11 protein-coding genes are annotated in these 15370 nt (G+C 60.4%); 5 read left to right on the plus strand and 6 right to left on the minus strand.

Annotation, left to right across the window (positions count from 1 at the left end; all coding sequences use genetic code 11):
- Positions 1-246 precede the first annotated feature (246 nt).
- A complete protein-coding gene (locus MRBLMA1_RS07685) occupies positions 247-1545 on the plus strand; it encodes an MFS transporter (protein WP_363735929.1) in 1299 nt (432 codons plus the stop codon).
- A 443-nt stretch (positions 1546-1988) separates the two neighbouring features.
- Here MRBLMA1_RS07685 and MRBLMA1_RS07690 read toward each other — a convergent pair whose 3' ends face one another.
- The 3 genes from MRBLMA1_RS07690 to MRBLMA1_RS07700 form a co-directional block, all read right to left on the minus strand.
- Complete coding sequence (locus MRBLMA1_RS07690) at positions 1989-2678, minus strand: hypothetical protein (RefSeq protein WP_363735930.1); 690 nt, start codon at positions 2676-2678, stop codon at positions 1989-1991.
- An 82-nt stretch (positions 2679-2760) separates the two neighbouring features.
- The gene (locus tag MRBLMA1_RS07695; protein ID WP_363735931.1) at positions 2761-4374 is read right to left on the minus strand and encodes an FAD-dependent oxidoreductase; all 1614 of its coding nucleotides are present in this window, start codon (positions 4372-4374) and stop codon (positions 2761-2763) included.
- Between the two features lie 37 nt (positions 4375-4411).
- Positions 4412-4693: a hypothetical protein gene (locus MRBLMA1_RS07700; RefSeq protein ID WP_363735932.1), complete on the minus strand. Its 282-nt coding sequence runs from the start codon at positions 4691-4693 to the stop codon at positions 4412-4414.
- A 291-nt stretch (positions 4694-4984) separates the two neighbouring features.
- Here MRBLMA1_RS07700 and MRBLMA1_RS07705 point away from each other — a divergent pair, with 291 nt between their 5' ends.
- Positions 4985-5644 carry a 4-carboxy-4-hydroxy-2-oxoadipate aldolase/oxaloacetate decarboxylase gene (locus MRBLMA1_RS07705; RefSeq protein ID WP_363735934.1) on the plus strand — a complete coding sequence of 220 codons (660 nt, stop codon included), beginning with the start codon at positions 4985-4987 and terminating at the stop codon, positions 5642-5644.
- 136 nt (positions 5645-5780) lie between these two features.
- On the plus strand, positions 5781-6668 hold the full coding sequence (locus MRBLMA1_RS07710) for an amidohydrolase family protein (protein ID WP_363735935.1): 888 nt from the start codon (positions 5781-5783) through the stop codon (positions 6666-6668).
- A 148-nt stretch (positions 6669-6816) separates the two neighbouring features.
- Here the strand turns inward: MRBLMA1_RS07710 and MRBLMA1_RS07715 are convergent, their stop codons facing one another.
- Positions 6817-8094 (minus strand): MFS transporter, encoded by a 1278-nt coding sequence (locus MRBLMA1_RS07715; protein ID WP_363735936.1) that lies wholly within the window; start codon positions 8092-8094, stop codon positions 6817-6819.
- 337 nt (positions 8095-8431) lie between these two features.
- Here MRBLMA1_RS07715 and MRBLMA1_RS07720 point away from each other — a divergent pair, with 337 nt between their 5' ends.
- Positions 8432-11137: a TonB-dependent receptor plug domain-containing protein gene (locus MRBLMA1_RS07720; protein WP_363735937.1), complete on the plus strand. Its 2706-nt coding sequence runs from the start codon at positions 8432-8434 to the stop codon at positions 11135-11137.
- Positions 11138-11450: 313 nt separating this feature from the next.
- On the opposite strand, the gene MRBLMA1_RS07725 is transcribed toward MRBLMA1_RS07720, so the two are convergent.
- Both MRBLMA1_RS07725 and MRBLMA1_RS07730 read right to left on the minus strand, forming a co-directional pair.
- A complete protein-coding gene (locus tag MRBLMA1_RS07725; protein ID WP_363735938.1) occupies positions 11451-12575 on the minus strand; it encodes an alpha/beta hydrolase fold domain-containing protein in 1125 nt (374 codons plus the stop codon).
- 107 nt (positions 12576-12682) lie between these two features.
- Positions 12683-13798: an alpha/beta hydrolase gene (locus tag MRBLMA1_RS07730; protein WP_363735939.1), complete on the minus strand. Its 1116-nt coding sequence runs from the start codon at positions 13796-13798 to the stop codon at positions 12683-12685.
- A gap of 127 nt (positions 13799-13925) precedes the next feature.
- Here MRBLMA1_RS07730 and MRBLMA1_RS07735 point away from each other — a divergent pair, with 127 nt between their 5' ends.
- On the plus strand, positions 13926-15326 hold the full coding sequence (locus MRBLMA1_RS07735) for a sialidase family protein (protein ID WP_363735940.1): 1401 nt from the start codon (positions 13926-13928) through the stop codon (positions 15324-15326).
- The last annotated feature ends 44 nt before the right edge of the window (positions 15327-15370 follow it).

The raw sequence follows: 15370 nt of genomic DNA on the forward strand, positions 1-15370 counted from the left end.
GATCTTCCTATATTCGGCGCCGGGAACATGTCGATCCAATAATGACAAAATTTTCGGAATAAAAATGCCTCTCATAACAAGATAAAAATCAAATAAAATTACTGACTACAATTTTGGAATGCCCACAGCGGCAGGCATCGCGATTGCGGTTTCTCGCAATCAGATAGCCAATATAGTTTCCAGCGTAGGGAGAGATCGATGGGCGGCGAACGTGATGCCCCAAATCCGGTCAACTTGACTGAGTTCATGGATTCGACGTCCTGGACGCTTCAGCAGAAACTGGTGCTGGCTCTTGGCGCTCTGGCCTTCATGATGGATGGTTGCGCGAACCAGATATTGGGCGTCGCCATCCCTGCAATATTGGCCGAATGGCAGATATCCAAGGCGGCCATGGCGCCGGTGGCCGCAATCGGCCTGGCGGGCATCACCTTTGGCGCAATATGCGGCGGGCTCATCGCTGACCGCATCGGCCGACGCTGGACGCTGATCATGGCCCTGCTGCTGTTCGGCATCTCCACCATGGGTGCGGTGCTGGCGCCCGATCCATTTACGCTGGCGATCGTCCGCTTCTTCGACGGCCTCGGCCTGGGCGCGGCCATTCCCAGCGGCGCGGCGATGCTGACGGAAACGAGTCCGCCGCGTCGGCGTGCCATCGCCATCGCGATCGGCATGGCTTTCATCCCCTTTGGCGGATTTCTGGCGGGCGTGCTCGGCGGCCTGATGCTGCCGGTCTTTGGTTGGAGAAGTCTGTTCCTGCTGGTCGGCGCTGCGGCCATCGTCACGTCGCTGCTTTTCGTCCTTTGCATGCCCGAAAGCCCGTTCTTCCTCGCTCTCCGGCCTGAACGGGAGAGGGAGTTGAATAAGGTCATGCGGCGGCTCAAAGGGCCGATCGCCTCGTCCAGCCGCTTCTTCGATGTCGCTCCTACGCACGAGCGGCGAAAATTTTCAGCCCTGTTTGCAGGCCGGTTGCGGCTGGAGACGATTTCCGTTTGGCTGGGCTTCTTCTTCTGCCTGCTGGCGACCTATTCGCTGTTCAGTTGGTTGCCGACACTGCTGCATGGCCGCGGCTTCGGGGTGGCGTCGACCAGCTTCATCATGGGATCCTTCAACGGCGGCGCGACATTTGGCGGCCTGTTGAGCGGGCTGCTTATCCAGCGCCATGGCGTTCGTTTGCCCTTGATGGCCATGACAGCCATTGCTTCCGGCATCGCCCTGTTGTTGTGTGCGCTGCCACTGGATCCGGCTTTTCCGGCCCCCATCCTGCTCATCTTCACGTTGCTCGGGCTGCTGCTGGCCGGCGTGCATAACGGCTTCTACACGCTGTCAGCGCTCATCTACCCGTCCGAATTGCGAGCCACCGGAATTGGCGCGGCGGCAGCATTTGGCCGGGTTGGCGCGATCGCCAGTTCCTTCACCAGCGTCATCGCGATGAATTTCGAGGGGGGAGCCGCTTATTTCGGCCTGATCGCGCTGGCCCTGATCGCGGCTGTGTGGAGCGTGAAGATGGTCAAGCTGCCGGCGGGCGCGCCGCTGCTCGCGCGCTGAAGCGATTTGCCAGCGATCCGAACTGATCGGGGAAGACATCGCGGAACGGAGAATCCCGAACGCAGATCTGATCTTTATCGACAAGGATCAGAGAGGAGCGGTCGATCAGATTTCAGGACCATCAATTAATAACGGCCCATGAAGGAGATCATGGACCGTTATTACCTGTCTGGTGCTTTTGATAAAGCACTGGCCTCCACATTGTGTGCAGTCAATATGAAGGCCAGTGCTTCTCCGGATCAACTGGACCGGAATTGAGCAACCAGCGTCTGTATATGGTCAAGGAGGAGGCCATATCAGGGATCGTCGTGAAATCGATGATCCGGGCTTTGTGCTCTCCTGCTGGTTATGCCCTTTCATGCAGTCATGCAAATATAAAATACAATCGATTGCAAAAATTATCGGAATGTTTGCCCGTCCAGGATGTGGCCGGGTCGCTACGGTTATTCCGTTTCGGCGATGTGTCCGATCGATGGGCTTCCGTCCCTCTGCGGATAACCGTCCTGCAATGGCGGGGCATGCTTCAACAGGGGAGGGGCTGGTTCGGTCCTGGCGGCCAGGAACGGTCGATAATAACCGAAATAGCCCAGTAGCGTCAGTCCATTGACGATGATTTCCGCCGGACCTGTAAATATCGTCCGGATAGTGTGCGAAATGAACGTGTTCAGGTAGAATATCGTCATGCTGGTCGGAACTTCGAGCACGAGCGCCAGCGGCACGAACCGGTTGAACAGCAACATCAGTCCGATGAAGCCTTCCAGCGTCTTTATGGCTGGAAATATGCCCATTTTTTCGAGCATGTCGATGAACTCGAAGGAAAGAGAGGCAGTCATCATCGGCTGCATGTCGGTGAACCAGTAGCGCAGCGACGTCCAGATCAGATGGGCGGCGTAATAGAGCCGCAGCGCAGTGATCGCATGATGGATGGCCGGCCGGCTGCCGGTCTCGCGGCGCGCCAGCACGAAGGCGCCGATCACGCCGAAGATGATCGGGAAACCGTACAGGAAAAACGTGCTGACCCCGGACATAAGCGCAAATGCCAGGCCCGCGAGCAGGGCGACTATCGCGCCAGTCCATAGCAGCTGCACCTCGCGCGGCGAATAGGAGTTCGCCATGGTGATTTTTCCCGTCATGATTTTGCCTTTCGCCCCAAGCTTGCGGATTGCATTACCGTCTCCCTGCGTCTTATGTTGATGTTGCCGCGTTTCGCAGGCCTTACTCGTCTTCCGAGGTCCACCGGCTTGCGGCGCTGGACGGCGTTGCGGAGGTTTCCACAGGCACCGTCGTCAGGCCTATTTCGCCGTCCGCTTCGCGATACAGGCAGACGTGCCGGATCCAGTTCGCGTCCGCTTCGGGGAAGTCGGTGCGCCCGTGCCCGCTGCGGGTTTCCTCACGCGCCCGTTTGGCGCGGGCCACCAGTTCCGCCGCCAGCGCCAGATTGGCGGCCTCTTCGGCGGCGAAAACATCCTCCCCGGCAACATTGCTCTCCGCCTCCGCGCGGATTGCCGCCAGGCGGGCGATCACATCGTCCAGCCGTTCCCGGTTGGATACGACGCCGGCATTTTCCCACATCAATGTCTGGATGACGGGTATGAGCGAAGAGGGATCCTTCGTCCCCTTGCGCCGTGAAAGCCGGGTTCGTTCCGCCTCGATCGCGGCTTCGTCGATCCCCACGCGCGGATGCGAAACGGCATAGGCGGCCGCACTTCGCCCCGCCAGCATGCCGAAGGTCTGCGTTTCCAGAAAGCCGCAGCCCTGCATCCGGTCGCCGCCGTGCACGCCCCCTGATGCCTCGCCTGCCGCGAACAGGCCCGGCACCGCCGTCGCGGCATTGGCGTCGATCCGCGCCCCGCCCATCGAACGCTGGAACATGAGCGTGATGGGAACGACCTGGCCCGCTTCATATTGGTGGCCCACCGGCGCGCGCGAACGGGCGACTTCACCCTCCTCGACATTCCAGACGACCGGACCACGGCCTTCGAAATTTTCGCGGTAAACCGCGCGCGCCATCATGTAGCGCGGCGCGCATTCCAGGTTCACGGGGTCGTAACGCTCCATCACGCGCTCGCCCAGGGCGTTGACATATTTGGCGCCGAAAATCGGCCCGGCGGGCGGCGAATCGCGAAATTGGGTAAATTCGACGTCGATGATGGGCGCGCCCGCCTCGAAAGCGAGGCGCCAGGAATCGCCCGTGGTGCGGCAATGATGTTCCTTCACCTCTTCGCACAAAATCGAATAGAGCCGATTGGCACCGCCCGCAGCCAAAACCACGGACTTGGCGGAAATGACCAGATGGCTGCCATCGGCGCGCACCACATAGGCGCCTGCCACATGGTCGCCCCGTTTGAGCAGGCGCGTGACCATCATATCTTCCGCCAGCACCACGCCGGCTGCGATCACCGCCTGCCGCAACGGCGCGATGACATTGGCATGGACGCCCTTGCCCAGCCCCTTGGCCTGTAGCGTCCTGCGGACGGAATGGCCCGCCCGCTTGGAAATGAACCAGCTGCCATCGGGGTTGGCAATGAAGGAAACGCCACGCTTCTCCACATCTTCCGCCAGCGTCCGACCATGCCGTGCGCACATCGTCACCAGGTCGCGGTCGCATATGCCGCCTGAAGCCTCGACCCAGTCGTCAATGAACAGCTGCTCGCTGTCCTGTTCGTCCAGCAGGGGCACGCTGAAGCCGACGAGCGCATGTGGGCTCGATCCGCTTTCGCTGACCCGGCCCTTGTCGACCAACAGGACGGAAACGCCCGCATCGGACGCTTCCAGCGCCGCCCGCGTGGCGGCCGAACCGCCGCCAATGACTAGGACGTCCGTTTCCATTCTTTCCATCACTTCAGCCATCGCACCATTTCAGAAATCAGTCCGCAAATTCAAAGCGATATTCAAAATCGCCGATCTGTTCGATCGCGCGCATGCGTCTTCGGCAAAAATAGCAGGTGAGGATCTCCCCTACCTTCAGATAGTCGCCAAGGCGGTCGGCACTATCCTTGCCGCAACTGGGGCAGCGAAAATCATAGCCGGGCAGGGGGCCGCAATGGCCACCGCCGCAGCAATAGTCGGGTTCAAGTGCAAGTGTGAATTCGGATCCCGGCGATGCTGAACGGGCGTCGGCCAGGTCCGCGGCTTTCTTTTCTGACAAGCTCAGCTCCTCGTAGCCGATGAGATATCTGCATATCTGATCGTTAGGCAATTATTCCAATTGGTCGCATATGGAAAGGGTAATCGACAGCCTTCGTCTGATTTCTCGGTGAGGTGGTGCCATTGGCTGGGTAGCGGTTTTATCGCTTTCGCCTCCCGCCACACCATTCAGAGGCGTGATAGCTGGAAGTTTGACCTGCCCAACAATAATGAATACACGATCGTATCATTATTATGAAGCTGTTCGCTGCCGCAGGCTTGCGGCGCTCGGCCTGTTTGTGGAGGATATTTCATGATCGACCCCAAATCGCGCGTCCTTACCGGGGGTTTCGAGCGGGTGGCCCCCGAAATCGTGGCGCAGGCGCAGGGATTGGCTTCGGCCACCGTGCATGAAGCCGGGGGAAAGATCGGGGTCATGCCGCGTGCGATCAAGCCGGTTCATCCGCATTTCCGACTTTGCGGACCAGCCATGACGGTGCACTGTCCGCCGGGCGACAATCTTTGGCTTCATTACGCCATCTATGCGGCGCAGCCTGGCGATGTCCTGGTGGCCCATTGTTCGGGCCAATATGACCATGGATATTGGGGTGAGGTGATGGCAACGGCGGCCAAGGTGCGCCGACTGGGCGGGCTGGTGCTGGACGGCTGCGTCCGTGACTTCGACCTGCTTGCCGAAGTCGATTTCCCGGTCTTCGCCAGGGGGCTGTGCGTTCGCGGCACGAGCAAGGACCGGCAGGCGATCGGCTGGATCAATGCGCCGACGCTGTTCGATGGACTGGTCGTCCATCCGGGCGACCTGGTGATCGGCGATGCGGACGGAGTGGTCGCCATCCCGCGCGGTCGGGCGGCCGAGGTGGTGGAGGCCAGCCGCCGCCGCGACCTGGATGAGGCGGAGATTTGCAGTCGGCTGCTGCAGGGTGAAACGACGCTCGACATATATTCGCTGGGCTGACGATGAGGGACGCCCTTCGTTCGGGAAGGGCGCGCGCCGGCCGATGGTGCTCGCTTTCCTGGTCAGTTCAGAAATAAATTGCCTATCATAATTGTATTCAATAAAAGGAAAGTCCTTCAGCACAGGGGATTATCCATTGAACGCGATCGTCGATTCGCATGCTCACGTCCTTTCCGGCGATTTCGAAGCATTTCCTACGCTGCCCCTGCCGGAAGAGATGAAGGCGCGCTGCCGGGCGTCCGAATTTTCCGCCGAACGGCTGCTTCAGCAGATGGATGAAAATGGCGTTGGCATGGCGCTGATGGTCCAGCGCCGCCAGGTATATGGTTTTGACAATCATTATATCTGCAGCGCGGCTGCAATTGCCCCGGATCGCCTGTTCCCCGTGGTGGCGATTGATGCCACGAGCGAGAGCCAGGTAGAAGACGCCATATTCTGGCTGGAACGCGGCGCGGTAGGATTCAGGCTGATGCAACGGCCTGGCATGGCCGGAATGGACTGGCTGGGCGGAGAGATGGCTTCGCCCTTGTGGAGGCTGGCGCAGGAGCGGCAGGTTCCGATATGTGTTCACCTGTTTCCGGCGATGCGACCGGAAGGACTTCAACTGCTGGCGCGGCTCGTTGCCGATTATCCAGATGTGCCGGTGGTGATCGATCATCTTTCCAACCAGTCGTACAGCGATCCTCTGGATGGCCCGGACGCGTTGATCGCGCCTTTCGCCGACATGCCGAACATAGCGTTGAAATTCACTGCGATCCCACTTGCGCGCATCGTGGGGGACGGGTTTGATCCCATGGCGATCCTTCAGCGCTTCATCGCCCGGTTCGGCGCCGATCGCCTGATGTGGGGGACCGACATTTCCCAGTCGCCCGGAAGCTATGAGGAGCTGGTGGAACTGGGGCGCAGCGCCGTGGCCGGGTTGTCAGAACCGCATCGCGCGCTTCTGTTGGGTGGCACCGCGGCGCGGATCTATGCGCTCGACAAGGCAGGCAGCAACGTCGACCTGTTGCGCAAGACCGTCTGAAATCTTTCTCGATGCGCCGCAGGAGCGGCGCGATCGCTGCTCCCGTTGCCATTTCCCGACGGCGCCCGCGCATTTTGCCGGCAGGTGCGCCGGGACTGCAGGCGCCCTTGCGGCGATGGTCGCAGCGCGAATTTGGCCAGACGGCGGCTCACGACCGCGCTGGCTGCTCAGGAGGGCGAACGGCGTCGGACGCATAGTCCTGTTGGTTGCGTTCCAGCAGGCGCGCCGAAGCGGGCTGGCGGACACAGTTCCAGATGCACAGCAGCGCCAGCAGCGTTGCCAGGACCGCGCCAAAGATCATGCTGAAATCGGCATTGCCCATCAGGTCGCCGACCGCCGCCATGGCGAGCGGCGCCACCACGGCGCTGACGCAGGTGAAGAATAGGAGGAAGCCCGCGATCGCACCATGCCGCGCGCGATCGAAGCAGTTGATGCCGGTCGAGTTGATCGTCGGATAGAGGACGGACATGAACAGGCCGGTCGCGGGCAGTGCCAGCGCGGCTACACCTCGGCCCAGCAGGACCGAGGCAAGGAACAGCGCCGCCATCGCGCTGCTGCAGATCACCAGCACCACCGTCCAGTCCAGCCGCCTCAGCAGCCAGGAGCCGATGAAACGCCCGGCTGCGCGCAACAGGAAGAAGATCGAGACGACATAGGCCGCCATCCATGCATTCTCGCCGGAATAGCCGCTGAAATAGGTGGGCGCCCAGACATAGATGGCAGCTTCAGCGCCGACATACAGCATCAGCAGCAATGCGAAGAACAGGGCGATCGGGTCGCCGAGCATGCTGAAGGCGCTGCGGGTGTCGGTTTCCTGCACTGCAGACCGGGAATGACGGGGGAAGGGCGTCATGAGCGAGCCGGCGATCAGGATCAGGCACAGCAGGGCAGCGATAATATAGACCCATTTCCATGTCGCGCCGGAAAGCAGCGCGTAGGAAACGATCGCCGGACCGATGATCGCGCCGATGCCGAAAAATCCCTCCACCAGGTTCATCGTCTGGGCATGTTCGCGCGTGGACGTTGAGATGTCGCCGATCAGCGCGAGCGCGCCCGACTTGAAAATGCCGATTCCGAGACCTGAAACGAACAGCATCATGACGAAAAGCCCAAAGCGGCTGCCGGTGGCGACCAGCGCCGAACTGATACAGAACAGGCCCAGGCCCATCAGGATCGTCCATTTACGTCCCATCCGGTCGGCAAGGAAACCGAGCCCGATAGCAGAGAGGCCGATGCCCGACATGGTTGCGTAATGGAAGGATCCGGCCGCGGTCATGCCAAGCTGATATTCGCGGATGATCTGCGGGATGACGGTGCCGACCGAATCGGTCGTCATCGCAAAGGCCGCAAACATCATGAATATCAGTAGCTTCAACGTGGTGGTCGAACCATTGCGTGGCATGGATCCGGCTGTGCGCATTTCCATTTTTCTCTCCCGCGCGCCGTGCCTCCGGCGCCTTCAATTCTTCTTCACGCATGCATTATGAAATCGATTGTGAAAAGGGTTGATATGTGTTTATAGAAAATAGGCGTGGTTATGGCACCGGCGATCTCTGCACCTGTTCCTATCAGACAGAAGTGTGGAGTGACGGAGGGCATGGCCTGCCTCGGCTCTGCAACCGGGTATCCAGGCATGTTATGGTCATGGTTCCTTGGCTCTGCCATTTAAGCTAACTATTGTGTATTCAAATTTGATGTCGTAGGACATAGGTCAGAAAACAGCGGTTCAAGCTGCATTGCAATCGATTTAATGGGAGGGTGATATGAAATTTTCCAACAGATATTGGGCTACCGCGGGGATGGCTTCCTTCATGGCGCTCGCCACTGCGCAATATGCAGCGGCGCAGACCACGTCGGCTGATGCTTCGCCGGCGCCGTCCGCTCCGCAGGGGCAGGAACAAGGCAGCAATGATTCGGCCGATATCATCGTCACGGGGACCAACCTGCGTGGAGTGGCGCCGGTGGGTTCGGCCGTCATCGCCGTCGGTCAGGCCGCCATGCAACAGACGGGCCTGGCCACCACGACAGATATTCTGAAGACGGTGCCGCAGGTCTCGTCGCTTGGACCGGGCGAAGCTACGATCGGCAGCACCGTCAACAACGCTGCGCTCAACACGACGCGCGCCAATGGCCTCAATCTTCGCGGCCTGGGCGTGCAGGCTACGCTGACGCTGCTTGACGGCCGTCGCGTGCCGCCGGCCGGCATCACTGGTTCGCTGTTCGACCCGTCCGTCATTCCGGCCATCGCGCTGGAACGCATCGACATAGTCGCGGACGGCGCCTCGGCCACTTATGGTTCAGACGCGGTGGCGGGCGTCGCCAACCTCATCCTGCGCAAGAATTTCAATGGCTTCGAGACCAGCGGTCGCTACGGGTTTGCCGATGATTATCGCGAATGGCAGGGCAGCGCGGTACTGGGACGCAAATGGGACACGGGATCGGTCACGATCGCGGGCGAATATTATTATCACAGCCGTCTCCGCCAGGAAGATCGTTCGAATCTCTTTCCTTGCAACCAGGTCGCGTTCGGCGGCACGAACAATTGCTCCTTCTTTGCGTCTCCCGGCAATGTCACCGATCCCGCAACCGGCATACGCTATGGCCTGCCGGGCGGTTCGGGGCGGAATCTGACCCCTGCCGACCTGTCCACCACGCCCAATTACGCTCAATCCTACCAGGGGCAGGATCTGTTACCTGAAACCGATCGGTGGAGCCTCGTGGCGCGCCTCGACCAGGAGCTGGGTTCGTCGCTCAAGGGCTGGGTCAGCGGCTTCTATGCAAAGCGCATGATCAATTCCCGCAATGGCCGCATTGATGTCAGCGCGCTCGTGCCCAGCACCAATCCTTTCTTCATATCCTTCGCACCTGGCCAGACAACACCACAGACCGTCGAGTTCGCGCTGATCGATGATGTCGGTCCGCCGATCATCAAAGCTGCCGAATCCAATTATCAGATCGCAGGCGGCCTGGACTGGGATATTGGCGGAAGCTGGCAGATCTCGGCTTACGCGTCGCACAGCTTCACGGAAGGTCGGAGCATTTCTCCGCAGGAAGAGAATATCAATCTTCTCACGGCCGCTCTGGCTGATCCTGATCCGGCAACGGCGCTCAACCCCTATGGTTCGGGCGGCGTCAATGGGGAGCGTGCACGCTCTTTGCTGGGACACTTCCGCATCGCCGGCAGCTACAAGATGGATCTTGCGAGCATAAAGACCGACGGTGAACTGTTCCAGCTTCCGGGCGGCGCGGTTCGCGTTGCGGTCGGTGCTGAGTTCCATCATGACGCGTTTTTCAATGGCGCTTATGAAAACTTCACCACGCCGACGCTGTCGCAGGAAAATGTGCTGTCTGGCACCAGCAATAGTCGTGACGTCTGGTCATTATTTGCCGAAGCCAATGTCCCTCTCGTCGGCAGCGCCAACGCAAGTCCTGGTCTCGAACGGCTGGAGCTGAACGCAGCGGTTCGCTATGACAACTATAGCGACATCGGATCGACAACCAATCCAAAATTCGGCTTGCGTTACGATCCCTTCAGTGACTTGTCGCTGCGTGCGAGTTACGGCACGTCCTTCCGCGCACCGTTGCTCGCGGACGTCAATCCCGCCAGTGCGGCCGCCGTTTTCTACATTCCCAATTTCGGTCCCTTCGGCAATGTCGTCGAATATGCCGGCGGCAATCCCAATCTGAAGCCAGAGACCGCAACCACCTGGTCCTTGGGCGCGAAATATACGCCTGCAAGCACGGGTTTCAGCGCCTCGCTCGACTATTTCAACATCGTCTATCGCGACATTATTGAAACGGCGCCCTTCTTCAGTCCGCAAGTGTTCACCGATCCCGCCTATGCGCAATATGTGATCCTTAATCCCACGCCTGCGCAGGTCCAGGAAGTCTATTCTCTGCCCTGGGCCGGCACGCCGTTGATCCCTGCGGCCAATGTGAATGCGCTTGTCGACGTGCGTCGGAACAACGCCACTGCAGTGAAGATGCAGGGCTTCGACTTTGCGGCAAACTATCTTTTCGAACTTGCTGACGGGACAGTGAATACGGGTATCTCGGGAACCTATTTGCTGAAATACAAGAAGCAGCTCGCGCCGGGTGCGGGGGCCGTCGATCGTCTGAATGAAGTCAATTATCCGCTCCGTTTCCGGGCGCGCGGTAATCTGGGCTGGTCAAACAAGATCGTCACCGCGAACCTGTTCGTGAACTATTCCAACAGGTACAAGAATACTGTCGGCTCGATCGCGCCAGTGCAGCGGGTGAAATCCTATACCACCTTCGACCTGTCGCTCAACTACGATCTGGGAGCCAATGGTGGTGTGATGGATGGGCTGAGTCTGTCTGTAAGCGCGATCAATCTGTTCGACCGCAAACCTCCGTTCGCGGCGGTAGCGCTCAATCAAGTCTATGACTCTACGGTCGCAAGCCCTCTCGGTCGGATGATTGCTTTCAACATCCGCAAGAAGTTCTGATTTCGGGGATATCGGGAGCGACGAAAAGCTCTCGACCTTCCCGTTGGGATTGTGGCTGGGATGTGCGGTGCACATCCCAGCCTTATTTTTTTGCGCGTGAGGTGAACAACAGAAATAGGTGGTGTCGTGCATGACGCCGGCGATGCCTTGCAGGCGGTCGGCTTGGCAGATCGGCATTTACGAGGGTCTTGATCATGTCGATCCATCCTGTGCCGGATCGATCTGTCGCTGGAAATAAAAAGACCCGCCGGGAGCGGCGGGCCATGAAGGAAAATAGGAAATCAGCGCATGGACCCGATCCTGGGCCCATGGCTTACCGCGATAGATGACTGTCGAAATAGCGCAGCACGGTCTGAAAGAAGTCCTTGGATTCGGGAATATCGGGATTGTAGATGAAGCCGTGGGGCAGACCCTCCCACATGTTCAACTCCGCTTTGACTCCCGCATTCACGAGCTGGCGATGGGCATAGATCGCAGCACTATAGTCGAATGCGCGCGTGCTGGTCGCAAACATGGTCGGAGGAAATTTGGCGAGCACATCGGGGTGCAGGGCGGGTGCCGTCAGTGGCCCTTTCAGGTCGGCGCCTTCGAAATAAGGCAATACCGGCGCCTTCTGTCCCGGCTGAAGCGGCGGCGGCGGCACAGCCGCGTCGCCAAGGGGCAGGCCGATATAGGTCGCGTCGCCGCCATAGGCGACATCGCCGAAGGACAAGCCGGAGCAATAAATGCCCGCAGCACCGGGGTTGGGCAGCCCCTCCTTCTGGATCCAGGCCAGGAACTGGCCGACCAGCATACCCCCGGCGGAGCAGCCATAGACGCCGATCTGGCCAGGCTTGTAGGATTTGAGCAGTTCGCGATAGACGGCGGTCACGTCCTCGCTGGCGGCGGGAAAGCGGCTTTTCGGGCCCTGCCTGTAGTCAGGCGACACGACCTTGATGCGGCCCAGCCCTGCAATCGGCAGGGATTCCAGTTCGGTGCATCCTGGAAAGCAACCGCCAAAACCGCCGCCATGCAAATTGATGAGCACGCGCCGCCGATTTTGCGGAAGGACGCCGTCGCGCGGCGTATAGACATAGCTGTGGACACCGCCAATGCTGGTGTCCTGCCGTTCGACATTGAATTGCTTCCTGGCAGAGGCAAGATAGCCCTTCATCCATTCGGGGACACCATTGTCGTCGATGGCACCAATGCCTTTTTGGAAGGCATTGAGATGTTCAGCCACGAAAGCCTTGCCCTCGGGCGACAGGTAGGACGACAGCGGAATCGTCATGGGTGGTGTTTGGATCGTCCCCTGTTCGTCCACGCGCAATGGGGTCGGCTGCTGCGCGGACGGCGCGGGCTGGGCGAACGTTGCCGTCGCGACGGCAAGCAGAGACGATGCCAGGATCAGCCGAGGCAGGGGGCCGGCAAGCCGGCCCTCCTTGGAACAGATACTCATGATGATTTCCCTATCACAGCGGCTTTCCCGCTCCCGCTTGCAAGAAGTGGAGCGGGCCGTTCACGGTCGCGCTTTGTGCATTTCGACCGGCTGTTCATCTGTTTCGTTCAGCGCGCCAGATGCTTGCCGAAGAATTTAATCATCACGTCGAACGCATCCTGCGATTCCGGAACGGCCGGGTTCATGAAGAAGCCGTGGAACAGGCCATCCCAAACATGGAGGTCCGCCTCCGCCCCCGCCTTCACCATGCGGCCATGCGAATAGATGGCCGAGCTGAAATCAAAGGCGCGGTTGCCCGTGATAAACAGCGTTGGCGGGAATTTGGCAAGCAGTTCCAGGGAGTTGGCCGGGGCCACCAGCGGGTCGTCGTAGCGGACCTTGTTGAAATAGGGGATGGGCGGCAGGCCAGCGCCCTTGGGCGGCGGCGGTTCCGCAGGCATCTGCGCTTCGCCGAACGGGGCGGAGATGAAGTTCGCGTCGCCACCGAACTGGACGTCGGACAGCGTCATGCCAGCGCAGAATATTCCCGCCGCGCCGGGCATGGGCAGCTTTTCCTTGTCGAACCAGGCGAGCGACTGGCCGACCAATATTCCGCCCGCCGAACAGCCATAGATGCCGATGCGCTTGGGCGAGTAGCTTTTGAGCAATTCCCGATAGACCTTGGCGACGTCCTCGCTTGCTTCAGGGAATTTGTGATCAAGTCCCTGACGGTAATCGATCATGATCACCTTGTACCCGCCAAGTGCGGCCAGGGGCATCGATTCCAGCTTTCCGCAGCCCGGATAGCAACCCATGAAGCCGCCGCCATGGAGATTCAACAAGACGCGGTTTCGATTCTCCGGCTTCACACCATCCTTCGGCGTAAAGACCATCGCCGGTATGCCCGCAACTTTGGTCTCCTTGATGTCGACCTTGAACATCTGCTCGGCGGACTTGAGATAGGGAATCATGAAGAAGGGCAATTCGCCACCGGGCGGCAGGATCTTCGAGCGGGGGTCCTTCATGCTCTTGAGCTGATAGGTGAGGAACGCCTTCCCCTCCGGCGTCAGGAAGCTGGAGGTGGGGACGGTGAGTTCCGGCACATGGAGCGTGCCGTCGTCATCCACCTTTATTTCCGGGTGCCCCTTATTATCCTGTGCTGGTGCCGAGGCTGGAACAGCCCCCGCGCCCAGGAGCAAGCTGGCGGTGATGAGGCCCAGGGAAGGGCGGCGCCCTATGCGCATTTCAGTGCTCTCCTGACTATATGGACGCCATTCTCTTACTGGCGTGGAAATGGCGGTTTTGCACGATTGCAATTGATTGTAAACGGTCAGTGCGGCAGGATCGGGCAATGGTCTAAAAGGAGAGGTTATGAAGCGACAAATGGCGCTTGCCATGGCGATGACTATGGCGCTGACCGGTGCGGTTCATGCGGGGACGGCGTGGAGCGCCGGCGCGGCAGGCGCGGATGTCATCAACCGCCGCCTCAGCCCCGGCGAACTCACCCATGCGGCTTCCGTCCCGGCCATAGCGGTCGATCCGCGCGATCCCGATCGAATCGCCATAATCTGGCGCACCCTGTCCACCAATGTCGCCGCCACCAGCGGTGAAGGCCGGGAAATGCGGTGCTATGTATCGCTATCCACCGACGGGGGCGTGCGTTTCAGCAGCCAGCCATTGGAGTGGGGCACGCCCGACACGCCCAAATGCAATGCCCCCGACGTCGATTTCGATCGCGACGGCAAGCTGCTGGTTGCCGCAACTCTGGCCGGTGAATTGCCGCAAAACGCACCGAAGGACACGCCACCGCCGGGCCGAGTCGCGATGCGTGCTTCGGCCGATGGCGGGGCAAGCTGGTCCCCTCTGGTCGCGCCAATCGCCACGGGCATGCTCGACAAGTTCGCGCCCAACCCGGCCGTTCCCGAAGTAGCGAAGAAGACGCCATGGGATGGCGCGCGCCTGTATGTGGACAAGGCGGACGGAACGATCATCATGTCCGGTGGCTATCCCGCCCCGCCGGAGGGGGCGGCGCACTCTCAGCGTTTCTACGTCACCTCCAAGGATGGTGGGGTCAGCTGGGCTCCGATACAGGCGTTTGGCGACCTGCAATGGCCGCAGCGCTGGGATGGACATATTGCCGCGGCCCACGGTCGGATCGCTTTTGCCTACATGGCTGATCATGTACCGCTGACAGGGGTGGAGTGCCTGTGCGTGGTGTTCGCCAGCGGCCCGCATGGCGGACAGCCGGTTCATCATTTCGTCGCGGCATCCAAGGAAATGGACACGCTGGTCCATTATCCGCCGCTCGCGGCGGATGAGAGGCGCGAGAATGTCTACGCGCTGGCGATGATCAGGAAGGATCGGCCCAGTCCCGATGTAATGGTCACGGGCGACAGCGGCACGACATGGCAGACCGTGTCGGCGGCGACCGTCGATGGGGCTGTGGTGCGCGCGTCCCGTCCTGCGCTCAGCTATGCGCCGGACGGGACGTTGGTCCTGATGTGGCGCGGCTATTATCAGGACGGCGCCTATGACGTGTTCGTGGCGGCGGCGCCGGACGGAAAGGCGTTTCGGCCGGCGGTGCGGCTGTCGACAGCCCGTTCGATCGTGCCGACGGCCTTCGCGAAGGACTATGCGGCGCGGGGCGATTTCATCAACGTCGTAGCAGCCAGCGCCGACTATGTGCATGCCGCCTGGACCGACTGGCGAACGGGCATGGGCCAGGTGGTCTATGGTCGCGTCCACCTTGCATTCCTGTCGGACTCGCACTGAACGGAGCGCAGGACAGACCCCATTGGCTGGCACTGGAGCATGAT

It is taken from the genome of Sphingobium sp. LMA1-1-1.1, assembly GCF_040676365.1.
GTDB lineage: Bacteria > Pseudomonadota > Alphaproteobacteria > Sphingomonadales > Sphingomonadaceae > Sphingobium.